Source organism: Streptomyces lanatus, assembly GCF_014655715.1.
GTDB classification, from domain to species: domain Bacteria; phylum Actinomycetota; class Actinomycetes; order Streptomycetales; family Streptomycetaceae; genus Streptomyces; species Streptomyces lanatus.
Genome location: NZ_BNBM01000011.1, coordinates 291,923 through 315,152, shown reverse-complemented (window position 1 = coordinate 315,152; position 23,230 = coordinate 291,923). Strand labels below are relative to the sequence as shown.

Genomic DNA, 23,230 nt, shown 5'->3' with positions numbered 1-23,230 from the left:
TCGACAAGCTGATCGTCGACGTCGAGACCAAGCAGGCGATGCGTCCGCGTGACGCCATGGCGTCGGCTGGTAAGACGCTGGTCGAGCTGTTCGGGCTTGCCCGTGAGCTCAACATCGACGCCGAGGGCATCGACATGGGCCCGTCCCCGACGGACGCAGCCCTTGCCGCTGATCTGGCACTGCCGATCGAGGAGCTGGAGCTCACCGTTCGGTCGTACAACTGCCTCAAGCGTGAGGGCGTCCACTCCGTGGGTGAGCTTCTGGCGCGTTCCGAAGCGGACCTGCTGGACATCCGCAACTTCGGTGCGAAGTCCATCGACGAGGTCAAGGCGAAGCTGGCCGGCCTGGGCCTGGGCCTGAAGGACAGCCCGCCCGGGTTCGACCCGACCGCCGCTGCCTTCGGCGCGGACGACAACGCGGACGCGGGCTTCGTGGAGACCGAGCAGTACTGAACGCTGCGCTCCTGGGGGCTGGCGGGGGTTCGGCATGGCCGGTAACCGACTGAGCGGATCAAGATCCCGAACATACGCGCCGGCGCTCCAGTGCGCTGTCCACTGCGGTGGAGGAGCCTGTGAAGGTCAGTCGCCCCCACTGCCACCCCCACCGCCGTCCCCACCCCCACCGGAATCCCCGCCGTGACGTTCGCCGTGCTCTCGATCGAGGGCGGCATCCTGCTCGCCCTGGGCAGCAGCATCCCCATCAGCCCCTACGTCACGACGGTCTCGTTCGTCATCTACGTCATAGGCAGGCTGTCGGGCGACGACGTACCCGCCACTGGGGCGCCCGACGCACGACCCCACAACCCGCCTGACGCCACCGCGCGAGCCGGCACTCCCGCCCGAGCGGCATGGAGAACAGTCAAGTCGCCGGGTACCACCCCTGCGCGGCGTTGGAGTCGCATGCGCTGGAGCCTCGCGCTACAGCGATTCGGCCAGGCCGCTGCGGTGGGCGAAGACGACGAGTTGGGCACGGTCGCGGGCGCCGACCTTGACCATGGCTCGGTTGACGTGGGTCTTGACGGTGGCGGGGCTGAGGACGAGTTGCGCGGCGATCTCGTCGTTGGACAGACCGGTCGCCACGAGTGTGGTGATCTGCCGTTCGCGCCCGGTGAGCGCGTCCAGACCGCGACGGGCCGCCTCGTCCAGGGGCTGCGGTGCGGCGGGAGTGGCGAGGAAGCGGCTGATGAGGGTTCTGGTCGCGGCGGGAGACAGCAGTGCGTCGCCGCGGCTGACCGTGCGGACCGCCTGGAGGAGCTCCTCCGCGTCGGCGCTCTTGCCCAGGAAGCCGCTGGCCCCGGCCCGCAGTGCTTCGAAGACGTACTCGTCGATCTCGAAGGTGGTCAGGATCAGGACCTTCACCCCGGCGAGGTCCTCGTCCCCGGTGATCAGGCGGGTCGCCGCGAGGCCGTCCAGGACCGGCATGCGGATGTCCATCAGCACCAGGTCCGCCTGCGCGGCTTTGGCCAGTCGCACCGCCTCGCGTCCGTCACCGGCCTCACCGACCACCTCCAGGTCCGGCGCCGGCTCGATCAGGGCCTTGAAACCGGTGCGCACGAGGGGCTGGTCGTCGGCGATGACTACACGGATGGTCACGGCGCGGGCTCCGGGGCGAGGTCGAGGGGCTGGTAGGGCAGGTCCGCCATCACCTGGAACGCTCCGCCCGGGCGCGGGCCGGCGGTGAAGTGCCCGCCGAGTGCCAGGACCCGTTCGCGCATGCCGGCGATGCCGTGCCGACCGGCCGGCACCGGGCGGGCGGCGTCGGCATGCCCGTCGGCGGTGCGCTCGCCTCCCGGGTCGTCGACGCTGATGCGCAGTTCGTGCCGGTCGTAGCTGAGCGTCAGGCGTGCCTGCTGTCGGCTGGAGTGCTTGTAGACGTTGGTCAGTGACTCCTGGATCACGCGGTACGCGGTGAGATCGGCCGCGGGTGCCAGGGGTACCGCCTTGCCGTCGACGCGCAGGTCGATGCCCAGGCCGGAGGTGCGCAGCGAGGCGAGGAGTTCGTCGAGGCCGTCCAGTCCTGGCGCGGGGATCGCGGTGGGGGCGGCGGGGTCTCCGGGCTGTCGTAGCAGGCTGACGGTGTCGCGCAGTTCCCCGAGGGCCTTGCGGCTGGCGGCCTTCACATGGGCGATGGCCTCGCCCGCCGCCGCCGTATCGCTGGCGAGGGCCTGCCCGGCGACGTTGGACTGCACACTGATGAGCGCGAGTTGGTGCCCCACGGCGTCGTGCAGGTCGCGGGCGATGCGCAGCCGCTCCTCGGCGATCCGGCGCCGCGCGTCCAGCTCGCGCTCCCGTTCCGCGCGCTCGGCGCGCCGCTCGACCTCGGCGAGGTAGGCACGGCGGTTGCGAGAGGAGTCTCCGGCCGCGATCGCCAGGCCGCCGAGCGCGATGAACGCGAGGTTCTGCGGGCCGAGCAACGCCGGCTTGTGCACGACGTGGAGGAGGGCGAGCGCTGCCACCGCTGCGCTGCCCAGGATCAGACCGGGGCGGCGTTCGACCAGATCGGCGACGGTGTAGAGGGCGATCAACGGGGCGAGCAGGATCAGTACCCCGCTGTTGCCGCCGCTCTCGGCGAGGAAGACTTCCGCGGCCGCCGCGCTGACCCCCAGGGCGACCAGCGGGCGCCGTCGCCTCCCGATCAGCACGCCGCAGCCGAGCGCGGCGGCGACGATCGCCGCGGTGCTGTGGCCCCCGGCCGCCGCAGAACGCCCCGCGAAGGCGGTGAGCAGGGTGGCGGCGAAGACAGCCAGGGCGATCGCCGCGTCCGCCAGGTGCGCATGCCGACGGCCGGCCTGACGCAGGTGGGCGAGGGGGTTCATGCCTTCACGATAGGCGGCCTCCCACGGACCGCCGTCGGTCTTGCGCGGCAGCCGGACGTACCGCGGGCGCGGTAGCCGTCCTCGTGATCACCGCGTCCGCGGTAGCCGCGCTTACCGTGCCGACCCGACGACGCGCGACGCCGGGCCCGGGAGGGTGATGTCGGCGCCCGATGCCGGGCGCCGAGAGCAAGTCATTGGCACCTGGGAAGGGAAGACCTTCGATGTACGCGACCATTCCACCGATCCCGTGCCGGCGGACGCGATGAGCGGCGGCATCACGATCGACGGCCTGACCAAGCGGTATGGCACGGTGACCGCGGTCGACGACCTGACCTTCGACGTCGAGCCCGGAGTCGTGACCGGGTTCCTCGGTCCGAACGGGGCCGGCAAGACCACCACACTGCGCATGCTCCTGGGCCTGGTGACGCCCACCGCGGGCCGGGCCCTGATCGACGGCCGCCGATACGCCGAGCTGACGGAGCCGAGGCGGGCCGTCGGCGCGGTCCTCGAGGCCACCGGTTTCCACCCCGGCCGCAGCGGCCGCGATCACCTGCGGATCCTCGCCCTGGCCGGAGGCATCCCGGGCTCGCGGGTCGAGGAGGTGCTGGACCGGGTCGGCCTGGCCGATTCCGGGCACCGACGCGTGGGCGGCTACTCGCTGGGGATGCGCCAGCGGCTGGGACTGGCCGCGGCCCTGCTCGGCGAACCGAAGGTGCTCGTCCTGGACGAGCCCGCCAACGGGCTGGACCCGGCCGGCATGGCCGATCTGCGGGATCTGCTGCGCGACCTGGCCGATGAGGGCCACACGGTGCTGATGTCCAGCCATGTACTGAGCGAGGTGGCACAGACCGTCGACCGCGTGGTCATCCTCGCCGGCGGCACGCTGCGTTACGCGGGACCGCTGACCGAGCTGACCGCGAAGGGGGAGACGCTCGAAGCCGCGTTCCTCCGGCTGACGTCGGCCCCGGACACCGACCCCGCGACCGGCGCCACGACGGCACCGGCCCACCGCTGAGCGCGAGGAACGAACGACATGCACACCCTGATCCGCACCGAAGCACTGAAGCTGCGCACGGTCCGCAGCCCCTGGCTCCTCCTGGCCGCATCTCCCTTGCTGATGATCGCCGGTGTCAGCGGCCTGGTGGTCTCCACCGGCACCGACAAAGCGCTCGACACGGCCGCGCAGAGCGGCGCGCTCGCGCACGTGGGCGTGACCTCGATCCTCACGCTGGTCTTCGGGATCCTCGCGGTCGCCGGGGAGTACCGGCACAAGACGATCACCGACACCTATCTGAGCACTCCCGCACGCGGCCGCGTCATCGGCGCCAAGCTCGTCGTCCACGGCGTCCTCGGCGCGGTGTCCGGCGTGCTGAGCAGCCTCGTCGGTCTCGGCGTCGCCGCCGCCTGGTGGGCGGACAAGGGAGTGTCCTTCGAGTGGTCGGACTCGTCGATGTGGACCACGATCGGCGGCGGCATCTCCTGGAACGCGGCGTTCGCCGCGATCGGGGTGGGGGTCGGCGCGCTCGTCCGCAGCCTCGTCGGCGCGGTCGCCGTCGCACTGGCGTGGGTCGCCCTCGTCGAAGGCATCGTCGGCCAGCTGATCGGCGACCTCGCCCGCTGGCTGCCGTTCAACGCCGGGCGGGCGCTCGGCGCCGGGACCGAGGCCATGACGACCGCGGACCTGCTGCCGCGCTGGGGCGGCGGCGCCGTCCTCGCCGTCTACACCGTCGTTTTCGCGGTACTCGCCGTCACCACGAGCGTACGCCGCGACGTGTCCTGACCCAGCAGTTCAGAGCCGCTGCGGGATGCGCGCGAATGCCGGACGTCGAAACGGCGGGAAAGCGCCGCGTCTGCCCTTCCCGGCGGGAGCCGGATCGTAAGGAAGACGGCCGCATTCGTCCACCGTGGCCCGGACGAACCAGCGCAGATGCTGCTCGTCGCCCGCGCCCTGTGCACCGTCGAGGACAAGGCACGGGCTCGCGGCCCACGGCGCGCTTCCTACGCCATGACGACCGCGAACCGGCCGATCTCGGCGCGCCGTTCGAGACCGTCCTGGACTGCGGCCTCTCCCACTTGTGGCCGTCGGCATCGCCGCACCGGCGGGTCCGACTGGCGCGCTGCTCTTCGCGCCACGCCGGACGGGCTGGGTCTCGGGGAGTTGTTATGGCCGCGGTCGCCGTGAAACTCGAGCGGCCCTGACCCTATGGGGCCGCCACACGCACGGCTGGAGCCGCCGACCGGCCGCATGACCGACCCCGCTCCGTGCCCTCAGCCGCGGGAGGTCGGGCAGGAACAGTTCGCCGACCGAGCTTCGCCGAGATACGAGGCCAGGGCCTGGAGCAGGGCGACAGCCGCCATACGCGTCAGGGGATGATCGGCCCCTCTGCACAGTGCGGCCCAGGAGGCCGCTGGTTCTTCCTGCGTTCCCCGACGGCCGGACGGCGTCGGCCATCGCATCATCGTCGGATCCCTTCGAGGGCTAGGCGTCCGCCGCCCCGGCGGGACAGCGGACGCCGTGGTGTGGTTGCTTCCGTACCGCTTACGGCGGCGTTCCCCTACTTGACGCCCATCCGCTCTTCCGCCTGCGGCTGGGGCTGCGCTGCCGCGACGGACCTCTCGGTGCGCATGGCCAGGAGGGTGACGATTCCGCCGACAGCCGCGATGATCGCGGCGTCGAGGAACGCGGCGCTGAATCCGTTCGTCAGCGCGGGCATTGAAGGGGGGTGACCGGGCCGGGGCCGGGTGACACCCGGCACGGTCAGGGGTTCACGCGGGCACGCGGCCCGCGAAGTCGTAGCCCGCCTCGTCGACGGTCGCGGCGATCAGCGCGTCGAACGCCTCACCGGCCTCGGCGGCAGTCGTCACGGTGACCAGCCCGGTCCCGATCTCGAGCTCCACGGCCGTGACGCCATCGAAAGCACGCACGGCATCGGTGACGACACACGACACCCTGGCAGTGCGCGCTGCCGATGCCCTCGACCTTGTAGACGACCTCGGCGGCGGTGCGGGTGGGGCAGCTTCCGTTCGGGGTGCAGCAACCGGACATGGGCTCCAGACCCGACGGCGAGAAGCTGCTCGGCCCGGCACTCGCGCTGATCCGTGTTGGTCTGCCAGCCGCCTCTGATCCGGCCGCGAAGAGGCCAACGGGGTGTTCCCCGGCAGTGTCAGGCGGCAGGCGGGTGAGTGTTCAGTCATGCTGGGGCAGGGCGTCACCCCTTCTTGCGGCAAGGAGCACCGTATGACCACGGACCCGGTCGGACGATTCCTGGCAGCCCTGGACCCCAAGTCGCGCGAGGCCATCGGCGCCAAACCGCGCCAGGAGCAAGAACGCCTTGCGGCGGCCTGGGAACGGGAACTGGAAGCGGATGATGAGCTCGACACCCTGGACGAACTGTCACCGCCGGCAGCAGAGGCCGAAGCGGCCCGCCGCGTCCTGGACCGCGGGACTGACTAGGCCGTGTATCGGAAGTGAATCTTGCACATAGGGTGTCGGCATGTCACTGAGCCACATAGCCCTCTCGTCTGGATGTTCGATCGAACTCACCGAGCTGCGAATGTCTTGGACCTACGGAGGGATGCTGGAGGGCTACCCGTGCAAGCCCGTCAATGACATGAAGGTCAGGCGTCTCCAGCGGCAGGCTGAACGTGCGTTCCCCTCCACGCCGGTCCATGCGGTTCCCCCCTCCCGCGAGTACCCGGACCAGGCTGCCGGCGCCTTCGGTCCCGTTGAGGTGCTGCGAATGAGGCCACCACTCGCTCATGAGTCCGTGCGAGTACTCCGCAGGTGCGCCGGCACGGCCCACCACTGGTCCGGGCGGTCCACGACCGGGGCGTCGGGGCCGCTCTCGCCGTACCGGGCGAGGCGCAGGAGGTAGGCCGCGATGCCTGCCGCGCCCTGCATCCACGTCGTCTGGGGCGGCAGCAGCGGCGGGTCCTCGCGGTGTTCCAGAAAGCGCCAACGGGCGCCCGAATCATCCCTGATGACCCGGTCGACCAGCGCATCGCCCATCCGGTGCGCGGCCCGCAGCAGGGTCTGCCTCCGCTGCGGCGCCCGGCAGTCCTGGGCGGCGTCTAGCAGGACGTCTCCGACGCCTGCCGTTCCGCAGCAGCGGCCGTCGTTGTCCCAGAAGCCGGGACGGAGGCGTTGCGGCAGGCCCGAGGTGAGGATCGAGGTCATACAGCGGTGCCGTAGTTCGTCGACGTCATGGCCCGCCACCTCGACGACCCCTGCGTGCGCCAGTGCGGTGAACAGGTGCGAGGTGCCCGCCGGGCCGTGGCACCACGTGTACGTCACTGGTTCCACCTCCCGTTTCGACGGCGGGATCGTGTGCGGGACGACGAAACCGGCGTCCTCCAAGGACCCCACCGAGAGGACGTGCCGGGCGCCTTCCACCGCGGCCTCGATGAAGTCCTGACGGTCCAGGGCGGTGCCCGCGACCGCCAGTGCGGCCGCGATGCCGGCGGTTCCGTGCGAGTAGTTCGGTGCCCTCGACGGTCTCCCCGGCGTCATGCCCCAGTCGAGGCCCGCTTCCGTACGGTCCGCCGCCCGCAGCAGCGCCTCGCCTCCCGTGGTCGCGATCGCCTCTGCGAACTCGCTCTTCGCCCAGACCGCCGTCATCACGACGCCCGCGGTCCCCATGATGACGTCGGTGAGGGGCGCGTCGGAGCCCGGTTCGAAATCGAGGGTGGTCTTCCATCCGTCGCCGGTCGTCAGGGCGGCCAGCCGCCGCATTGCCACCGCTTCCTCGCCCGGGGCGAGCAGTCTGAGCGCCGTTGCGTCGCCTGCGAGGCCGTCGTACAGCGAGGGTTCCGTTCGCTGCCCGGCCTGTGCCGACAGCCTGGTCACGATGCCGGTCGCCAGTGCCGCTTCCCGCGCGCTCAGCTCCCGGTACTGCGCGATCTCGGCCAGCACCGGGGCCAAGCCGGCGATCCCCGCGTACAGCGAATCGCGGTCCTGTGGCGGCGACACGGTTTCCGGACCGCCCTCCACCACCGCCTGCACGAGCCATGGGCCCTCGGCCTCGCGCACGTGGTCCAGCACCCACGACCAGGCGGCCTCGCCCACGTCCCGATATACGTCGCTCCTCATCCGGTCACGCTACAACCCCCCGGATGAGCAGCCCGTTCGGCGGGGTGTCGCCGGTCTGTCGGTTCCGGCGGTCCTGAGTACCGGCTTCCGCGGCCGCCTTCAGGTCACGCAGCCCTGCTTCGAGGCCGTCGCGCGACGGGTGCCGATCACAGCCACTCGTTGATAGCAGCGATCAGGACGGTCGCCTCGTAGCGGACCGCCAGCTTGTCGTAGCGCGTGGCGACGGCGCGGTGCCTCTTGAGGCGGTTGATCCCGCACTCGACCGCGTGGCGCTTGCGGTAGTCGGCCGGGTCGAAACGTGGTGGTCGGCCGCCGCGGGAGCCGAGCTTCTGGCGGTTGCGTGCCTGGTCGGCCTTGTCGGGGATGGTGCAGCGGATTCCGCGGCGCCGCAGGTAAGCGCGGTTTCTGCGGGAGGCGTACGCCTTGTCGGCGCGGACCCGACGGGGACGGACACGTGGCCGGCCCGGCCCTATGCGGGGCGCGCGGACTTTCTCCAGTACGGGTTCGAACTGCGGCGAGTCCCCGCGTTGCCCGGCCGTGATCACGATCGACATGGGCTTTTGGCCCTGTTCGACGGCGAGGTGCAGCTTGGTGGTGAACCCGCCGCGTGAGCGTCCCAGTCCGTGGTCTCCGGGCTCGGCGAAGACACCGCCCGGTGGTTCCTTCTGCAGGCCACCCTGCCTTCGGGCTCCGGCCGCGTGCTGGTGGGCGCGGCAGACCGTGGAGTCGACGGTCAGGTCCCACGTGATCGCACCCTTCGCGTCGGCCAGGGACTGGAGCCGGGTAAGGATCTGCTGCCAGGTTCCGTTCCGCTGCCACCTGCGGAAGAGGTCGTAGACCCGGCCCCACGGTCCGTACTCGACGGGGACGTCCCGCCACGGAACCCTGGTCCGAACTCGGAAGCGTATGCCGTCGATCAACTGCCGCCGGGACCGGACGGGCGGCCGCCCCGCCCTCATACCCTTCGGTAGCAACGGCTCCAACACCGCCCACTGCTCGTCCGTGAGATCACCCCGACCCATGAACTGTGATCATTCACAGTCCAAGATCCACTTTCGATACACGGCCTGGATCGGTCCGCCGCGCCAATCCTTCGCAGCCCCGCGAACGCCGGGCCGCTGACGCTCGCCCTGACCGGCATGCCGCATGCCGCGTCGATCCCGCTGGCCTGGGCCCACCGGCCAAGGCAGGGCCCCGTTCCGCGGACGAGCCACCTGTTTCCCCGGCCACTACGGACGGCCTGGCAAGCATCCCAACACGCCCGCATCCCACCACGCCTGACATTCCATCAGAACGAGCCCGCACAAGGTCCGTGACGGACGCTTCTACGAGATGAACTACCTGATCGACGCCCAGGCCATACGACAACCCGGAATGTGACGCCCGCAACCGACCCTCGCCCCACCCGGAGTCACCGCACCTCCGAGAGCCCGACCGGCGGCCGGGTTCTCGTCGGGTGTCGGCTGTGTCGCGACTCGGATCTCGCCCGTGTCCCCGGAGGGGTACCGCCTACAGGCGCTCGCCGCCAGTGGCGTCGATGATTTGGCCCGTGATCCACCGGGCGTCGTGGGAGGCGAGAAGGGCGACGACGTCGCCGACGTCGGCGGGTCCTCCCATGCGGCGGAGCGCGCGCAGCCCGACGATGTTGGCGACAGCCTCGGAGTTACCGCGCAACCAGTCGGCGTTCATGTCGGTGTCGGTGGTGCCGGGGCGGATGGCGTTGACGGTGATGCCGCGTGGGCCGAGGTGCTGGGCGAGCGGGAGGGTGAGAGCTTCGAGGGCTCCCTTGGACATGGTGTATCCGATGATGCCGGGTATGGGGATGCGGGTGGCGCCCGTGGAGACGTTCACCACGCGTCCGCCGTCGGCCAGGCGCGGCAGGGCGGCCTTGATGATCAGGAACGGCGCGGTGGTGTTGATCTGCTGCAGGCGGATGAAGTCCTCGGCGGAGGTCTCCTCGATGACACCGTTCACGACGATCCCGGCGTTGTTCACCAGCACCCGCACGGGCACGTCGCGCAGCGCGCCCGCTGCCGCGTCGTAGGCAGCCCAGAAGGCGGTGCCGGTGTCGGGTTCGGCCAGGTCGGCGGCGAAGGAGAACGCCGTGCCACCGGCCGCGATGATCTTCCCGACGACGTCGGCCGCGGCAGCCTCGTCCTGGCGGTAGTGGACTGCGACTGTGTACCCGTCGGCGCCGAGACGGCTGGCGATCGCCGCCCCGATGCCGCGGCTGGCGCCGGTGACAACAGCGATGCCGTCGGACTTACGGGCGTCGAGCGCTTCGATGTCGCGCAGGTCGGTGTCAGACATGATGCCTTTCCTTCGCCCTGGATCGGGCGGTGATAGGTACTGATGACGTGGGAGGCTCCCGCGCTCTCGTCGGGGCAGCTGCCTCGAAGGGGGAACCTCGACTCTGAGACTTCTATTCCGAGTGGAATAGAAGTTGTCACCTGAGCGACGCGGGCCGTGCCGCACGCAGCCCCGGGAAACCACCGACAGCAGGTGCTCCCGCGTGACCGACCGGCCGACCTCCGCGTCACCCCGAACCGCGGAGTACGTGCACTCGGACGGCGATCGACCTGCGATGACGCCTTCCACGAACCTCCGTGACGACTGCCGCCGGGAGGAGGAGCCGAGGGCACAAGATTCCATTCCAATCGGTACGGAATTCGGTACCGATCGCTGCTCAGGGGGTGGAGTACGCTGCAGAGATGGCTGGTTCACGGAGCGTCGTCATGGGTCGGCCTCGGGAATTCGATATCGACGAGGCGCTCGAGCGCGCCATGCAGGTGTTCTGGGAACGGGGATACGAGGGGGTCAGCCTCACCTGTCTGGCCAAGGCCATGGGCATCACGAAGCCAAGCCTGTACGCAGCCTTTGGCGACAAGAAGGAACTGTTCCGCAGAGCTCTGGAGCGCTACACCGAGGGCCCGGCCGACTACGGGATGCGCGCCCTGGAGGAGCCGACCGCGCGAGCTGTGGCCGAGGCGATTCTCCGCGGGGCGGTTCGGACCACGACGCGCCCCGGCGGCCCCGAGGGATGCCTGGGCGTGCAGGGCGCGCTGGCGTCGAGCGAAGTGGGGCGGCCGGCGCACGACATGCTGGTCGAGTGGCGGAACAGTTCGGCTCTACGCGTTGAGGAGCGTTTCCAGCGGGCCGTCGACGAGGGCGATCTGCCGCGCGACGCCGACCCCCGACGGCTCGCCCGATACATCATGACGGTGGCGTTCGGCATCGCCGTCCAGGCCGCCAGCGGTCTCGGCCGCGACGAACTCCAGGACATCGCCGACACGGCACTGGAATGCTGGCTGCCAAATCGGACGCGCGACTGACGCACACAGGGCGTTCCAGCTAGTCGGGTGCGGCCTGGCTTTCGGGTGGCCGACATGTCGATGGCCACGTGGGTGATGTACTCGCGCCAAGTCAGCTCGGTGGTGGTCCTGTTCCCACTTCGTGTGTCCCCGGTGGGTCTCCTCGATGCCCAGCACCCGCACCTCGAGCAGCGGCGCCACGGGCACGAGGGATGTGCGGGAGCAGGCACGGACTTGGCGAGTGTTCATGCGACTTCGACACTCCCATGATCCGCGAGAGGGTGCCCGTACCGCCTTCGCCCCTACCCGAACAGGGACACTCCGCCTGGGTTCTTGTCACCCCACGGCGGGTCGACGCCGGCCGCCAGGGTCTCCGCGAAGCCGGCCAAGAACATTTACTGTTCCGGTCGCGGCCGGGTCGCTGCCTTCAGGTTGCGGACGAGTTCCTCGCGGCCCTGTCCCCCCTCCCTCGTACCATCGGCACGGCGCCACGCGGGGGTACCGGGGCCGAACCGCCAGGACTCGCTCAACGGGCCGCTGTCGACGATGTCGTACCCGAACTGGTCGTTGAGCCGGGTCACCAGCTCGACCGCCTCGGGGAAGTCGCTCGAGACCGGCAGCGCCAGGCGGTCCGGGGCCCCGGCGGGCCGGCTCCTGTGCAGCAGGATCGTGGCCCGGATGCGTGGCCTGCTCCGATGATTCCGATCGTGGTCATGCGAGTTCCTTGTGCGAGGTGGTCGGGGAGGGCATGGCTGCAGAGGCCAGTAGCTTCAACTTGTCCGCGTCGCTGGATCCGGGTTCCGGGTGGAACACGACAAGCATCATGCCCTCGGCACCGGCGATGCTCATGCGCTCCCGGTTGAGCGCGAGGTCCCCGCCCTGTGGGTGGTCGAAACGTACGACGCCCCCGGTCTGCCCCCGCACTTCATGCTTGGCCCAGAGCTGACGGAACCGGGGGCTGGCCGGTGTGAGCTCTCCGGTGAGTTCCCGGAGCTGGTTGCCACCGACGGTCAGACGGGGGTCGACGGCTCGGGCCAGGGCGTTGGACGCCAGTACGTCGAAGTACCGGTTCTCGATGTACGCGGGCTGGACGAGGGAAGCCAACAGCTTCAGCGCGCCCGGCGGCGGAGTCCGCTGACGCGGTCGGCGCCTGCGCCGGCGGGGAACGTCCGTGACGAGCGTGAGCATATGGGCAAGGGCCTCGTCGTCGAGGTGCAGGACGCGAGCGATCGACTCGAGCACCTGGGGTGACGGGTTACGGTCGCGGCCCCGTTCCAGTTGCAGGTAGTAGTCCGCACTGACGCCGGCGAGCATGGCCACTTCCTCGACCGGCCGCCGAGAGCCTGTCCGGGATCGACAGTGGTGGCTTCGCCGTGCTGCTGCTCGTCTTCGGCATCGCTCTCTTCCTCGGCACAGCTCTCAGCGGCCCCCTGGCCGACCGTGCGCCCCCGAGTGGGCGTGCTCCTGTTCCCGGGAGTAGTCGGCGTCGGGATGCTCCTCATGTTCGTTGCCAGCAGTTCGATGGGCGGCCTGTTCACCGCGGCAGCGGTATGGGTTTCGGGTTCGGCGGTGTGCCGACCACGTTGATGAGCTGGGGATCCCGGACCCGGCCGACACAGCTGGAGCAGATCGGCGGGGTCCTTGTGACCGCCTCCAACCTCGGCAGCACCCTCGGCGCGGTCGTCGGCGGCATTGTCGTCGACCTCGCCACGGACAGCACGCCACTGCTCATCGGCGGTATCGCGGCGATCGCGGGCGCCGCACTGCTCTCGGCCTTGTGCCGGTGACGGTCACCCTCATGAGGCGATGGTGAACGTCACCTGCACGGCCGGACTCGCTGACGCGCCCGGTTCCGAAGCTTCCGCCACCAAGCAGGACGTTCCTCAGGGGGTGCCCTGTCACCCCCCGGGCTCAAGAGGACTCTGGGCGGCCACCATCGCCGTTCCTAACGTCAGCGGTGAGTCGAGCGGGGCACCAGTCCCCGCGGCTTCCCGACGGCCCCCTCGCGGGACCGACGACCCAAAAGGAGAACCTGATGACCGACCCGGCCCTCAAGGAGTGGTACCTGCGCTACGTGGCGGCGCTCAACGCCACGAGCTCGCCGGCATGGACGAGTTCATCGCCGACGACGTCATCCCGGTCCTGAAGCACGAAATCGACGCCGTTCCAGACCTCGACCGGGAGGTCAAGGAGCTGCTGTTCGACCGGGACCGGATCGCCGTGCGCGCGACCAACACCGGCACCCCGGTGAAGGAGTGGCTCGGCGTTCCGCCCTCCGGCGCCTCTTTCGAGATCGTCGAATACGCCATGTGAGCCATGCCCTCAGGATGGAACGTACGCCGGCTCACAAGGAGGGCTATCGGGGACTCTCGAATCTCTGACGCTCACCACCCGAACCAACGTGCCGCACGCCGCGTCGATATGGCTGTCCCGGGATCCCGCGTTCCGTCGGGACGCAGGGGCCCCTTTAGCAGAAGAGCCACCCATTTTCCCCGCCGCCACAGGTCGCCCGACCAGCACTCCAACACGCCTGACACCCCATCAGAACGAGCGTCATATGAGCGTCACGAGCGTCATTTCAGCGTCAAGATATCGCCCGTAACGCCCACACCGCACATAATGCGCGCGAGCAAAACCGCAGGTCAGGAGCCCTTAGCCACCGGTTCAAGGATCGCGACGCACTCCACATGATGCGTCATCGGAAACAAGTCCATTGAGTGGCACCGGATCCAACCCGTGGCTGCCACGTTGCATCAGCCCGCTCCGCAAAGGACACACCGGACGGTACTTGTGAGTGCGCTCGAAACTCTCCGCCCCTGCCGCCCTCCACCTTCCAACCACCCTTACATCCACAGAGCGCCCGAAATGACCTTCCTATCCCCGACAGTTGGGGCGCGGCAGACGATACGCGAGAGTGAATTCGACCCGGAATCGACCTGAAGCGTTTACTTCATCGCGAAGCATGGCCCTGACCTGCATGAATATGGAGCGGTAGACAAGTCAGGCCATACGCCGGGCACTAGGCGAGGTGTCGGTGCAGCCGGGTACGTCAGGCGGCGCGGCGCATGCGCCACACGTTGTCGTACCGGAAGCCTTCCTCGCCGTCGGGGGACCTGTGCGGGCTGCGCACGGCCTCCAGCGTCTCCACGGTCCAATCCGCCTCCGGCAGCGCGAGTTCGTCGAGGACGCTCTGCAACGTCGGGAACTCCGCATCGAAGGGCGGCTCGGTCTGCCAGGACGGCCAGCCCCCGTGCATGACGACCAGCAGGGTGCCGCCCGCCGCGACGGCGTCGGCGGCCTGCCGCAGGACCCGCTGCTGGTCCAGCTCGACCGGCGACTGCAGGAACTGTGCGCTGACCAGGTCGAACGGGCCCACGGGGAACGTCTCGCCCAGGACGTGGCGTTCCCAGACCGTACGGTCGCCGACGCCGGCCTCGGCGGCATGCAGAGCGGCGCGCTCCAGTGCCGTGTGGGAGATGTCGACGCCGGTGACCCGCCAGCCGCGCGAGGCGAGCCACACCGCGTCGGCCCCTTCGCCGCATCCGAGGTCGAGGGCCCGGCCGGGCGGGAGGTCGCTGACCTCGCGCACGAGCAGCGAATTGGGCCGACCGCTCCACAACCGACCGCCGTCGCGGTAGCGGGCCTCCCAGAAGTCGGCGGCCGTCTGGGGATGGGTCTCGGTCATGTCGCCTCCGGATGCGCAGGTGCGTGGACGGGACTCGGGCGGCAGCCCGGTCCCCTGCTCATGAAGCCTGCGGGACACTTCGACAGACGACAAAGAGGATTGCCATTTCGGCAAATCCTGGCGTGAGTGAGGCCTCAGGAGTACGACCTTGGTGCCGGTCCATCCGGGTCCGCCGCCCGATCCACCGGGTCGCGCCCCCGCATAGCGTCGGACCATGCGTATAGGAATTCTCGGCACCGGCAATGTCGCACGAGCGCTGGCCCACGGCTGGCGGACCGCAGGGCACGATGTGCTGCTCGGTTCGCGTGAACCGAAGGAACGGACCGGCCTCGGCCTGCCGGTGGCGGGCCTCGGCGAGACGGCGACCCACGCGGAGGTACTGGTCAACGCCACCCCGGGGACCGTCTCGGTGGAGGTGCTGCGCTCCATCGGGGAAACGGTGCTCGCGGGCAAGCTCCTGATCGACGTGGGCGTCGGTCTCTCCGACGACTACACCGAGCTCTCGCACCCCAACAGCAGCCTGGGCGAACAGATCCAGGAGGCATTTCCCCTCACCCCCGTCGTCAAGACACTGTGCACGATGGACTCCACGGTCATGATCGCCCCGGACAGCCTCGACGGCCCCAGCACCGTCTTCCTCTCCGGCGACGACCCCGAGGCCAAGCGCACCACCGGCCGCCTGCTCACCGACCTGGGCTGGCCAACGTCGTCCCAGCTCGACATCGGGGGCATCACCACGGCACGCGGGCAGGAGCACTTCGCGCTGCTCTTTATGGGCATCGCGGGTGGTCTGGGCGCACACGCGTTCAACATCAACGTGGTGACGCGCACCGCCGGCTAAGCCCACGCGGCCGCCACCCCCGCTGTCTGGCTCACCCCTCCGGCGCCTCCAGCCAGAACCCCGCGCGAGTCCGCCACAGGTCGAGCAGTGCCTCGTCGCCCTTGATCTCCATGGCGGGTGCGGGGCGCTTGTAGAAGTAGAGGAGCAGATCCGTCGCCGGGCCGCGTGCGGTGGCGGTGGCCTCGTCGGATCCCGGGCGCCAGACGGGCCGTTCGCCGGTGAGGTCGACGAGCCACTGTCCGGCGTCGGCGGCGTCGAAGTGCAGTGTGCGGTCGGGGCCGAGCAGGTCGGGCAGGTCCGGTCGGTGCTCGAACGCCTCGGGGAAGGTGGAGTACTCCAGCCACTCCTCCACCGCTTCGACGGCGAGATCGTCGTCGAGCACGAACACGGCCCCGGCCGCCAGCGCCGCGTCCGCGCGGTGCACGACGGTCTCGTACGTCATGCGCCGCGCCCAGAACGCCACCGGCGCCGACCCCTCCTCGGAGGGGTTCCATGCCCGGGCGTCGGGTCCGGCGGCGCGGAGGGTGGCGCTGAGGCGGGCCGCGCCCTCGGTGAGCCACGGGATCAGGACGGCGGCGTCCTCGTCGGTGTAGGCGGTGAGGTCGTTGACCAGGCCGTCGGGGACCGGCCCGGTGGACCGGGTCCGGACGATCTCCTCCGCCCAGCGGTGGTCACCGCCCACGTGCCGCAGCAGCTGGCCGAGGTTCCAGCCGGGGCAGGTGCGCACCGGGGCCTTCATGTCCGCGTCGCGCACGTGCGCGGTGAGCTGTTCGGTCTGGGAGACGATCTCGTCGCAGTGGCGCTCGAAGGTCAGCGAGGTCATCGCCTCATGATGCCGCAGGGCCCGGTCGGCGCTGTCAGTGGTCTCGGATACTGTGTGCCGCCTGAGCAAGATCGGGAGGGGAGCGGGAAAGATGCTGGTGGGGGCGGGATCCGTACGACGTCGGCTGGCCCAGGTGGCTTTGCTGGCCGTGGTGCTGACGGGTTGTTCGGGGGCGGCGGAGGACGACGCGAGGACGTCGGCGTCGGCCGACGCGGCCGCGGACGGCACATCGGATGCGGGCGATACGGCGGTGAAGAGCGGGGGCACGATCGGCGCGGCCGGTTCGGCGTGCCCGCTTCCCGTGACGTTCGACATCGCCGAGGACTGGGAGGCGGAGGCCATCGACACCGGGGAGGAGGGTTCCACGGAGGGCGGGGGCGAGGCGGCCCAGGAGGTGCTAGACGCGATCCTGCGCCAGGACCCGGTCGTCGCCGCCTGCGAGGTCGACGCCAAGCCGGCGGGGAACATCGGCTTCATCCGTGTCTGGAAGGGCAAGGCGGGTGACGACGACGCCCGAGCCGTGCTGGAGGCATTCCTCACAGCGGAGAAGGGCGTGAGCAAGGCCAAGTACAGCGCGTTCGAGGCGGGCGGGCTCACCGGTACCGAGGTGAAGTACCTGGTCACGAGCGAGCTCCTGGAGGAGACGAAGGAGGAGTCCGCGCTGGCCGTCACCACGAAGCAGGGCCCGGTCGTCATCCACCTCGGCGGGATGGACACCGACGAGCACCGGGCGATGCTGCCGGCGTACGAGCTCGCCAAGCGGACGCTGCGCACCGCCTGAACGAGGTCGGCAGTCCGGCGCGGGCGCCCGCGCCGGACTCCGAACCCATCCGGAACCGGTCAGGACGCCGTGCAGGAACCGACCGCCGGGGCCGCGCTGTTGCCGTTCTTCATGACGGTGAAGCCGCCGATGGCCGAACTCCCGGCGGTGATGGTGACCTTGCCGTTGAAGCGGTCACTCCACTCCTCGGCCTTGCTGTACGTCGCCGTACAGGCGCCGCTGGGAGCCGCCGAGTGCGCTCAGCACCGCGCCGTACGCGGGCTTCTTGGCGTAGTTGCCGTCGAACAGCAGCGGTGTGCCGCTCGCGCGCCAGGAGTACTTGTCGGTGACGCCCCAGACGGTGATGCCGGTGCAGCGCGAGACGGCGAGGCAGGCCCGCACCACATTGCCGTAGTTGTTGGCCTGGGCCGTGCCCGAGCCCTCGATGTCCAGCTCGGTGATCTGTACGTCGACGCCGAGAGCGGCGAAGCGCTGGAGGTTGGCCTGGTAGTCGGACGGAACGGGTGAGGCGCTGTTGAAGTGGGACTGGAAGCCCACGCAGTCGATCGGCACGCCACGGGACTTGAAGTCCCTGACCAGGTTGTAGACGGCATTGCTCTTCGCGTTGACGCCGTCGGTGTTGTAGTCGTTGTAGCAGAGCTTGGCGGCCGGGTCCGCGGCGCGGGCGGTGCGGAACGCCTCCTCGATGAAGCCGTTGCCGAGCTTGTCCTGGAAGGGCGAGCTGCGGCGGGCGCCGCTGTTGCCGTCCTGGAATGCCTCGTTGACGACGTCCCAGGAGTGGATCTTGCCCTTGTAGCGCTGCATGACCTGGGTGATGTGGTTGTTCATCGCCGATCTGAGGTCGGCGGTACCGAGTCCCGCGACCCAGCTCGGTAACTGCGAGTGCCAGACGAGTGTGTGGCCGCGGACCTTCATGCCCCGGCTCTGGGCATGGTTCACGATCTGGTCGGCGGAGCCGAAGGTGAAGCTGCCGCGGGTGCGCTCGGTGGCGTCCCACTTCATCTCGTTCTCCGGCGTCACCGAGTTGAACTCGGTGTTGAGCGTCGAGGCGTACGGCGCCTCTCCCAGGTGGTTGGCGGCGACGGCCGCGCCGAAGTAGCGGCCCTTCTCGGCGGCCGCCGCGCCAAGGGTGCTCGCGGCCTCGGCGGTGCCCGTGAGGGCGGTGACACCGGCCGAGGCCAGCAGGCCGGCCATACCGAGAGCGAGTGCGGTGCGGGTGCGCGAACGCCGGGGCCGGCGCTCAGGAGGCGGCTCGATGGATGTGGGGGTTGCCATCATGTCCCCTTCTGCTTCTTCTACCCTGCTTCAAAAGTTTCGGACGGATTTCCGAATGTCGCGGCAGAACAGAGAAGCGGCATCCTCAGCCGTCAACAGGCCGCACAACCACCGACAGGAGTCGACTGGAGAGGCAGTGGTTCCAACGGCGACGGTCAACGCTTCTCGCGTCGGCCGCGGATGCTCAGGGCGATGACGGAGACCAGGAACCAGAAGGCGCCGAACGCCGAGTATCCGGCCACGGTGGACAGGTTGCTCGTCGCCGAGGCGGACGTGGCGGCGATGGTGGCACCGGCGAGGACGGACTGTCCGCCGCTGATGGCCATCGGCCACTGGGCACCGACGGTGCGCCGGCGCCGTATCGCCACGACGAGCTGCAGGGCTCCGGACAGGAGGGCCCAGACGCCGAACACGAGCAGAGCCGTCCCGATGGTCGAGACGACGGCGACGATCATTCCGGCGGTGGTGGCGAGGCCGAGGCCAATGTTGACGGTACTGACGCGGCTCGTGGAGCCGGTGCCGGCCAGGCGACGCTCCAGGACCGTGGCGATCACGTCCCACAGGGGGTAGACGACGAGCAGCACGGCCGCGATCGCCGTGGGACTGTCCGTCGACACGAGCGAGGCGGAGGTCGCGAAGACCAGTGCCACCCAGATCAGGGAGAAGACGACCCGGATCAGGTGGAGCGACGGGAGCCCGGAGGGCGTCGTCGTGGCCGAGGCTGTCGGAGTTGTCGCGGTGGACTGCGTCATCGGGTCTCCCGTTGTGAGCGTGACGGTGTGAGGCGGGTGCCTCGCCGATGAGTCTCAGCGGCATCGGGAGGGGCCGCGTACTTCGAACGAAGTACGCGGCCGAAGAATCCGTGAACGAGAATCGGGTCATGGCCAAGGCGCACAACGATCAGGACGGGCGACCCGCGGCACCACTGTGGGTCCGCCACCCCGAGGTGCTGCACCGGGTCGCCTATGCGGTGGCAGGGCTGGTGTTCACCGGGCAGATCGTGGCGGCGATGGTGAGGGGGGCGGACTGGCCGACGGCTCTGTCCGTGCTCCTCGCCGGTGGTGGTGTCGCCCTCTCGTGGTGGAGGCCGTGGGCAGGGCTGGTCGTGACGAGTGCGGCGTCCTTCGCCGTCACGGCGGTGGGCCACGACCCCCTGTCGGTGTGGATGATGGCGGTGCTCGTACTGTTCTCGGTCACCCTCGGGGGAAAGCAGCCGCTGGTCGCGACCGGCATCGTGGCGGCGTCCTTCCTGGGGGCGTTCATGACGGTCGGAGGGTTCCGTGGCGGTGCCGTCGTGGGAGCCGCCGCCCTGTTCTCGGCCATGGCGGGAGGTGCGACGGGGGCCGCGCTCCGCATCCATCGGGAGCACTGGTGGACCCTGGAGGAACGGGCCGAGATCGCCATCGCCACCCGCGAGATCGAAGCCACCCGACGAGTGACCGAGGAACGTCTCCGTATCGCCCGGGACCTCCACGATGTCATCGGCCACCAGGTCGCGATGCTGAGCGTGCACCTCGGTGTGGCGGAGATGGGGCTGCCCGAGGACGCCGAGTCCTCCCGGCAAGCCCTCGTCTCGGCCAGGTCCAGCGCCCGTACCGTCGTCGTCGAGACGCAGCGCATCCTCGCGCTCCTCCGCCTCGGCGACGACGTCTCCGGCGACGAGGCGCTCCGGCCGACCCCGGCGCTGAGCGGCCTGGAAGGACTCATCGCCTCCTTCGAGAGCATCGGCCTCGACGTCCGGCCCTCCATCGACATCCCGGCCGGCTTCGTGGAGCCGAGCGTCGGCGTGACGGTCTACCGGGTCGTCCAGGAAGCGCTCACAAATGCCTACCGGCACGGGGAGGGGACGGCCACGGTGGATGTCCGCGAGCACGACGGCAGGATCCGCGTCACCGTGGAGAACCGCGTCGGTCACTCACCCCACGGCTCCGACCCGGGCAGCGGACTCGGACTCGTGGGGATGCGCGAACGCGTCGAGTCCTCCAGCGGACGGCTGACGATCGACAGTCACGACGGGCGATTCCGGGTCCACGCGGAGTTCAGCCCGCTGGGAGAGGTCGTCCGATGACACGGATTCTGATCGTCGACGACCAGGACGAGATCAGGGCCGGGATCCGGGCGATGCTCCGGCTCGACCCGAGTCTCGTCGTGGCGGGGGATCTCTCCGACGGGCTCCAGGTCGTCCCCTTCCTCCGGGAGTATCCCGTCGACCTGGTGCTGATGGACATCCGGATGCCCGGCATCGACGGTGTGGAAGCCACCCGCCGGATCCGCGCGGAGCATCCGCCCGAGAAGACGCGGGTGATCGTGCTGACCACTTTCGACCAGGACGACATCGTCCTCGCCGCCTTGCGCGCGGGCGCCAACGGCTTCCTGAGCAAGACCATGAGCCCCGCTGAACTCGTCGCCGGAATCACCGAGGTCGTGGGTGGTGGCGGTGCGCTGTCGGCCGCCGCGACGGCCGCGCTCATTGGTCACATGACCGACAGTCCGCCCCCGCTGATCGACAAGGAACTGCTGCGCCGCTTCAGTGCTCTGACCCCCAGGGAGCGGGACGTGGTCGTTCTGGTCGCGAGCGGTCTCGGCAACGACGAGATCGCGGCCCAGATGTCCGTGTCACCGTTCACCGTGAAGACGCATGCGGTCCGAGCCATGACGAAAGTCGGCGCCCGGGACCGAGCCCAGCTGGTCTCCTTCGCCTTCCGGGCCGGCCTCTACCCCTGAATCGCCTTCCGACTCATTCGCCTAGGACGCGGCGCCGGTATAGGCCGCGATCGTCGCCGCCGTGGTGGCCGTCACGACCTCCTCGGCGGCCCCCGAGGCCGCGTAGGCCTCGCCCCACAGCTCACCCGACCGCGTCGCGAACGCCTTCCCTTCGTCCGAGAGCTGCCACGCCTGGCCCTCCTCCTGGGTCATCCCGCCCCCGGCGAGGTGCATGCCGAGCCCTAGGAGCCCTTGGTCCCAGCCGACACCCACCGCTCCCGGCCCGAACTGCCCCCAGAACTCGTCCGGCACCACCGCGACATGCTCCAGCTCCAGCACCGTGCGCTCCTCGCCCTCCGCCGTGAGCCGCACCTCCACCTCGCTGAACCCCGGGTCGGGCCCGTACAGCCAGCTCACCCGCAGTCTGCTCGGCTCCTGGCAGTCGAGGATCTCGCCACCGGCGTTGCCCTCCAGCTGGTAGCGCCCGCCGACCTTGAACTCCCCGCTGACGGGCAGGAACCAGCGGCTGATCCGCTCCGGCGACGTCACCGCGTCCCACACGTCGGCGACATCGGCGTCGTAGGTGCGCCGCAGCAGCACCGTGCGGGCCTCGCCCGCCTCGACCTGCCGTACACCGACCTGTCGGTGCAGACGGTTCAGCTCGTCGACGATCTCACTCATCCTCGTTCGCTTCCTTTCTGAGTCTGCGTTCGCGCTTGCCCCGCGCGAGTTCCGTTCCGAGGGCATCGAGCCGCTGTTCCCAGAAACCGCGGAATCTCTCCAGCCATGCGTCCACCTCCCGCAGCGGCGCGGCGTCGACGGCGTACAGCCGCCGGGTGCCCTCCGCGCGCACGGACGCGAAGCCGCTCTCGCGCAGCACCCGCAGGTGCTGCGAGACGGCCGGCTGAGAGATCCCGAACTCGTCCTGGATCACGGCACTGATGTCGCCCGATGCCTGCTCGCCTGCCGCGAGCAGCTCCAATATCCGGCGTCGCACCGGATCACCCAGCACATCGAAGGCGTGCACGGTCCTCACTATGCCAGCCTCCACTTATATAAGGCAACGCTTAAATAAGGACCATGGACCGAGGCCCGGTCGCGGTGTCTGTCGAGCTAGGCGGTGAGGAACCGGTCCAGTGCCGTCGTCAGTTCGGCGGGCTTCTCCAGCGGCAGTTCATGGCCCGCGTCCAGGACGCGGACCACCGCGTCCGGGTAGGCCTTGGCCATGCGCAGCATCTGGGCCAGGGGCAGCTGGATGTCGTGGTAGCCGTGCACCATGAGGGTCGGGGCCTGTATCTGTCCGACCTTGTCCAGGACGTCGAAGGCGCGCATGGCGCCGTAGAGCGTCATGACGACTTCGCGCGGGGTGCCGGCGGAGGCGCGGATGTATTCGCGGATCTCCTCGCGCGGGTAGCCGGGGGCGAAGGCGCGCTGGATGTTGGTGGCGACGAACAGTTTGAAGGGGACGAGGGTCGAGGCGGACATCAGCAGGGCGCGGCCGCGGTTGTAGGCCATCTTCCCGATGGAGTTCACCAGCACCATGCGCTCGACCCGCTCCGGGTGGGCGAGCGCGATGGTCTGGGCGATCATGCCGCCCATGGAATGGCCGATGATCACGAACCGCTCGATCTTGAGGTGATCGAGGAGGGCCAGCACGTCCTCGGCCAGGTCGTCGACCCTGCGCGCACCCGCCCCGGTGCTCTCCCCGTGGCCCCGCAGATCGAGCCGGACGACGCGCCGCTTCTCGGCGAAGTGCGTCACCTGGTGGTCCCAGCGGTGCCGGTTCGCCGTCCAGCCGTGCACGAACACCAGGGGCACACCCTCGCCGTCGCGGGGGCCCTCGTCGTCGTACGTCAGTGTCGCGCCGTCGACTTCGAGCTGCGGCATGGTCGCCTCCTGGCATGCGC

25 protein-coding genes and 2 pseudogenes are annotated in these 23,230 nt (G+C 69.8%); 12 read left to right on the top strand and 15 right to left on the bottom strand.

Going from position 1 to position 23,230, the window contains the following annotated elements:
• On the top strand, positions 1 to 452 hold a 452-nt coding region (locus IE325_RS28035), incomplete at its 5' end, for a DNA-directed RNA polymerase subunit alpha C-terminal domain-containing protein (protein ID WP_308437687.1).
• 465 nt (positions 453 to 917) lie between these two features.
• Here the strand turns inward: IE325_RS28035 and IE325_RS28030 are convergent.
• Both IE325_RS28030 and IE325_RS28025 read right to left on the bottom strand, forming a co-directional pair.
• Positions 918 to 1,592 (bottom strand): response regulator transcription factor, encoded by a 675-nt coding sequence (locus IE325_RS28030; RefSeq protein ID WP_190072856.1) that lies wholly within the window; start codon positions 1,590 to 1,592, stop codon positions 918 to 920.
• Entirely contained in the window at positions 1,589 to 2,815 is a 1,227-nt protein-coding gene (locus IE325_RS28025) for a sensor histidine kinase (protein ID WP_190072855.1), read from the bottom strand. Before IE325_RS28025 ends, IE325_RS28030 begins: the two co-directional genes overlap by 4 nt.
• Before the next feature lie 262 nt (positions 2,816 to 3,077).
• On the opposite strand from IE325_RS28025, the gene IE325_RS28020 reads away from it, so the two are divergent.
• Both IE325_RS28020 and IE325_RS28015 read left to right on the top strand, forming a co-directional pair.
• Positions 3,078 to 3,830, top strand: coding sequence for an ABC transporter ATP-binding protein (locus IE325_RS28020; protein ID WP_190072854.1), 753 nt, complete (start codon positions 3,078 to 3,080; stop codon positions 3,828 to 3,830).
• A gap of 18 nt (positions 3,831 to 3,848) precedes the next feature.
• Positions 3,849 to 4,595 carry an ABC transporter permease gene (locus tag IE325_RS28015; RefSeq protein ID WP_190072853.1) on the top strand — a complete coding sequence of 249 codons (747 nt, stop codon included), beginning with the start codon at positions 3,849 to 3,851 and terminating at the stop codon, positions 4,593 to 4,595.
• Positions 4,596 to 5,370: 775 nt separating this feature from the next.
• Here the strand turns inward: IE325_RS28015 and IE325_RS28010 are convergent.
• Together IE325_RS28010 and IE325_RS46700 are read right to left on the bottom strand one after the other, a co-directional pair.
• On the bottom strand, positions 5,371 to 5,529 hold the full coding sequence (locus IE325_RS28010; protein ID WP_190072852.1) for a hypothetical protein: 159 nt from the start codon (positions 5,527 to 5,529) through the stop codon (positions 5,371 to 5,373).
• A gap of 52 nt (positions 5,530 to 5,581) precedes the next feature.
• A complete protein-coding gene (locus IE325_RS46700; RefSeq protein ID WP_268256374.1) occupies positions 5,582 to 5,713 on the bottom strand; it encodes a hypothetical protein in 132 nt (43 codons plus the stop codon).
• 340 nt (positions 5,714 to 6,053) lie between these two features.
• Here IE325_RS46700 and IE325_RS28000 point away from each other — a divergent pair, with 340 nt between their 5' ends.
• Entirely contained in the window at positions 6,054 to 6,269 is a 216-nt protein-coding gene (locus IE325_RS28000; protein WP_190072851.1) for a hypothetical protein, read from the top strand.
• Between the two features lie 40 nt (positions 6,270 to 6,309).
• Positions 6,310 to 6,552, top strand: a pseudogene (locus IE325_RS46270) (hypothetical protein); the annotation flags it as partial.
• 20 nt (positions 6,553 to 6,572) lie between these two features.
• Here IE325_RS46270 and IE325_RS27995 read toward each other — a convergent pair.
• From IE325_RS27995 to IE325_RS27985, 3 genes are all read right to left on the bottom strand, one after another.
• Entirely contained in the window at positions 6,573 to 7,904 is a 1,332-nt protein-coding gene (locus IE325_RS27995; RefSeq protein ID WP_229912081.1) for a lanthionine synthetase LanC family protein, read from the bottom strand.
• A 146-nt stretch (positions 7,905 to 8,050) separates the two neighbouring features.
• Complete coding sequence (locus tag IE325_RS27990) at positions 8,051 to 8,926, bottom strand: IS5 family transposase (protein WP_190072850.1); 876 nt, start codon at positions 8,924 to 8,926, stop codon at positions 8,051 to 8,053.
• A gap of 487 nt (positions 8,927 to 9,413) precedes the next feature.
• Positions 9,414 to 10,214, bottom strand: a complete 801-nt coding sequence (locus tag IE325_RS27985) for an SDR family oxidoreductase (protein ID WP_190072849.1) — start codon at positions 10,212 to 10,214, stop codon at positions 9,414 to 9,416.
• Between the two features lie 401 nt (positions 10,215 to 10,615).
• On the opposite strand from IE325_RS27985, the gene IE325_RS27980 reads away from it, so the two are divergent.
• Positions 10,616 to 11,236, top strand: coding sequence for a TetR/AcrR family transcriptional regulator (locus IE325_RS27980; RefSeq protein WP_190072848.1), 621 nt, complete (start codon positions 10,616 to 10,618; stop codon positions 11,234 to 11,236).
• A gap of 690 nt (positions 11,237 to 11,926) precedes the next feature.
• Here the strand turns inward: IE325_RS27980 and IE325_RS27975 are convergent.
• Complete coding sequence (locus tag IE325_RS27975) at positions 11,927 to 12,631, bottom strand: helix-turn-helix transcriptional regulator (protein ID WP_268256375.1); 705 nt, start codon at positions 12,629 to 12,631, stop codon at positions 11,927 to 11,929.
• A 155-nt stretch (positions 12,632 to 12,786) separates the two neighbouring features.
• On the opposite strand from IE325_RS27975, the gene IE325_RS27970 reads away from it, so the two are divergent.
• A complete protein-coding gene (locus IE325_RS27970) occupies positions 12,787 to 13,002 on the top strand; it encodes a hypothetical protein (protein WP_190072847.1) in 216 nt (71 codons plus the stop codon).
• Positions 13,003 to 13,321: 319 nt separating this feature from the next.
• A complete protein-coding gene (locus IE325_RS27965; RefSeq protein WP_229912079.1) occupies positions 13,322 to 13,528 on the top strand; it encodes an ester cyclase in 207 nt (68 codons plus the stop codon).
• A gap of 736 nt (positions 13,529 to 14,264) precedes the next feature.
• Here the strand turns inward: IE325_RS27965 and IE325_RS27960 are convergent.
• On the bottom strand, positions 14,265 to 14,900 hold the full coding sequence (locus tag IE325_RS27960) for a class I SAM-dependent methyltransferase (RefSeq protein ID WP_190072846.1): 636 nt from the start codon (positions 14,898 to 14,900) through the stop codon (positions 14,265 to 14,267).
• Between the two features lie 214 nt (positions 14,901 to 15,114).
• Here IE325_RS27960 and IE325_RS27955 point away from each other — a divergent pair, with 214 nt between their 5' ends.
• Positions 15,115 to 15,741 carry an NADPH-dependent F420 reductase gene (locus IE325_RS27955; protein ID WP_190072845.1) on the top strand — a complete coding sequence of 209 codons (627 nt, stop codon included), beginning with the start codon at positions 15,115 to 15,117 and terminating at the stop codon, positions 15,739 to 15,741.
• 31 nt (positions 15,742 to 15,772) lie between these two features.
• Here the strand turns inward: IE325_RS27955 and IE325_RS27950 are convergent, their stop codons facing one another.
• The gene (locus IE325_RS27950) at positions 15,773 to 16,564 is read right to left on the bottom strand and encodes a maleylpyruvate isomerase family mycothiol-dependent enzyme (RefSeq protein WP_190072844.1); all 792 of its coding nucleotides are present in this window, start codon (positions 16,562 to 16,564) and stop codon (positions 15,773 to 15,775) included.
• A 91-nt stretch (positions 16,565 to 16,655) separates the two neighbouring features.
• On the opposite strand from IE325_RS27950, the gene IE325_RS27945 reads away from it, so the two are divergent.
• Positions 16,656 to 17,345: a lipoprotein gene (locus tag IE325_RS27945; RefSeq protein WP_190072843.1), complete on the top strand. Its 690-nt coding sequence runs from the start codon at positions 16,656 to 16,658 to the stop codon at positions 17,343 to 17,345.
• A gap of 59 nt (positions 17,346 to 17,404) precedes the next feature.
• Here IE325_RS27945 and IE325_RS27940 read toward each other — a convergent pair.
• Positions 17,405 to 18,539: pseudogene (locus tag IE325_RS27940) on the bottom strand (glycoside hydrolase family 10 protein).
• Between the two features lie 236 nt (positions 18,540 to 18,775).
• Entirely contained in the window at positions 18,776 to 19,372 is a 597-nt protein-coding gene (locus IE325_RS27935; RefSeq protein ID WP_190072842.1) for a DUF308 domain-containing protein, read from the bottom strand.
• A 128-nt stretch (positions 19,373 to 19,500) separates the two neighbouring features.
• Here IE325_RS27935 and IE325_RS27930 point away from each other — a divergent pair, with 128 nt between their 5' ends.
• Positions 19,501 to 20,688 (top strand): sensor histidine kinase, encoded by a 1,188-nt coding sequence (locus IE325_RS27930; RefSeq protein ID WP_190072841.1) that lies wholly within the window; start codon positions 19,501 to 19,503, stop codon positions 20,686 to 20,688.
• The gene (locus IE325_RS27925) at positions 20,685 to 21,344 is read left to right on the top strand and encodes a response regulator transcription factor (RefSeq protein ID WP_190072840.1); all 660 of its coding nucleotides are present in this window, start codon (positions 20,685 to 20,687) and stop codon (positions 21,342 to 21,344) included. The genes IE325_RS27930 and IE325_RS27925 overlap by 4 nt, the downstream gene beginning before the upstream one ends.
• Before the next feature lie 21 nt (positions 21,345 to 21,365).
• On the opposite strand, the gene IE325_RS27920 is transcribed toward IE325_RS27925, so the two are convergent.
• The 3 genes from IE325_RS27920 to IE325_RS27910 form a co-directional block, all read right to left on the bottom strand.
• Positions 21,366 to 22,004, bottom strand: coding sequence for an SRPBCC family protein (locus tag IE325_RS27920; protein ID WP_190072839.1), 639 nt, complete (start codon positions 22,002 to 22,004; stop codon positions 21,366 to 21,368).
• Positions 21,997 to 22,359, bottom strand: coding sequence for an ArsR/SmtB family transcription factor (locus IE325_RS27915; RefSeq protein WP_190072838.1), 363 nt, complete (start codon positions 22,357 to 22,359; stop codon positions 21,997 to 21,999). Before IE325_RS27915 ends, IE325_RS27920 begins: the two co-directional genes overlap by 8 nt.
• Positions 22,360 to 22,436: 77 nt before the next feature.
• Entirely contained in the window at positions 22,437 to 23,210 is a 774-nt protein-coding gene (locus tag IE325_RS27910) for an alpha/beta fold hydrolase (protein WP_190072837.1), read from the bottom strand.
• Between the last annotated feature and the right edge of the window lie 20 nt (positions 23,211 to 23,230).

Coding starts and splice junctions, on each gene's coding strand:
- IE325_RS27950 (WP_190072844.1), bottom strand. CDS start 16,564: ATGACCTCGCTGACCTTCGAGCGCCACTGCGACGAGATCGTCTCCCAG.
- IE325_RS28025 (WP_190072855.1), bottom strand. CDS start 2,815: ATGAACCCCCTCGCCCACCTGCGTCAGGCCGGCCGTCGGCATGCGCAC.
- IE325_RS27990 (WP_190072850.1), bottom strand. CDS start 8,926: ATGGGTCGGGGTGATCTCACGGACGAGCAGTGGGCGGTGTTGGAGCCG.
- IE325_RS27935 (WP_190072842.1), bottom strand. CDS start 19,372: ATGACGCAGTCCACCGCGACAACTCCGACAGCCTCGGCCACGACGACG.
- IE325_RS27910 (WP_190072837.1), bottom strand. CDS start 23,210: ATGCCGCAGCTCGAAGTCGACGGCGCGACACTGACGTACGACGACGAG.
- IE325_RS27925 (WP_190072840.1), top strand. CDS start 20,685: ATGACACGGATTCTGATCGTCGACGACCAGGACGAGATCAGGGCCGGG.
- IE325_RS27965 (WP_229912079.1), top strand. CDS start 13,322: ATGGACGAGTTCATCGCCGACGACGTCATCCCGGTCCTGAAGCACGAA.
- IE325_RS27980 (WP_190072848.1), top strand. CDS start 10,616: ATGGCTGGTTCACGGAGCGTCGTCATGGGTCGGCCTCGGGAATTCGAT.
- IE325_RS28010 (WP_190072852.1), bottom strand. CDS start 5,529: ATGCCCGCGCTGACGAACGGATTCAGCGCCGCGTTCCTCGACGCCGCG.
- IE325_RS27930 (WP_190072841.1), top strand. CDS start 19,501: ATGGCCAAGGCGCACAACGATCAGGACGGGCGACCCGCGGCACCACTG.
- IE325_RS27955 (WP_190072845.1), top strand. CDS start 15,115: ATGCGTATAGGAATTCTCGGCACCGGCAATGTCGCACGAGCGCTGGCC.
- IE325_RS28020 (WP_190072854.1), top strand. CDS start 3,078: ATGAGCGGCGGCATCACGATCGACGGCCTGACCAAGCGGTATGGCACG.
- IE325_RS27960 (WP_190072846.1), bottom strand. CDS start 14,900: ATGACCGAGACCCATCCCCAGACGGCCGCCGACTTCTGGGAGGCCCGC.
- IE325_RS28000 (WP_190072851.1), top strand. CDS start 6,054: ATGACCACGGACCCGGTCGGACGATTCCTGGCAGCCCTGGACCCCAAG.
- IE325_RS27920 (WP_190072839.1), bottom strand. CDS start 22,004: ATGAGTGAGATCGTCGACGAGCTGAACCGTCTGCACCGACAGGTCGGT.
- IE325_RS28015 (WP_190072853.1), top strand. CDS start 3,849: ATGCACACCCTGATCCGCACCGAAGCACTGAAGCTGCGCACGGTCCGC.
- IE325_RS27985 (WP_190072849.1), bottom strand. CDS start 10,214: ATGTCTGACACCGACCTGCGCGACATCGAAGCGCTCGACGCCCGTAAG.
- IE325_RS27995 (WP_229912081.1), bottom strand. CDS start 7,904: ATGAGGAGCGACGTATATCGGGACGTGGGCGAGGCCGCCTGGTCGTGG.
- IE325_RS27945 (WP_190072843.1), top strand. CDS start 16,656: ATGCTGGTGGGGGCGGGATCCGTACGACGTCGGCTGGCCCAGGTGGCT.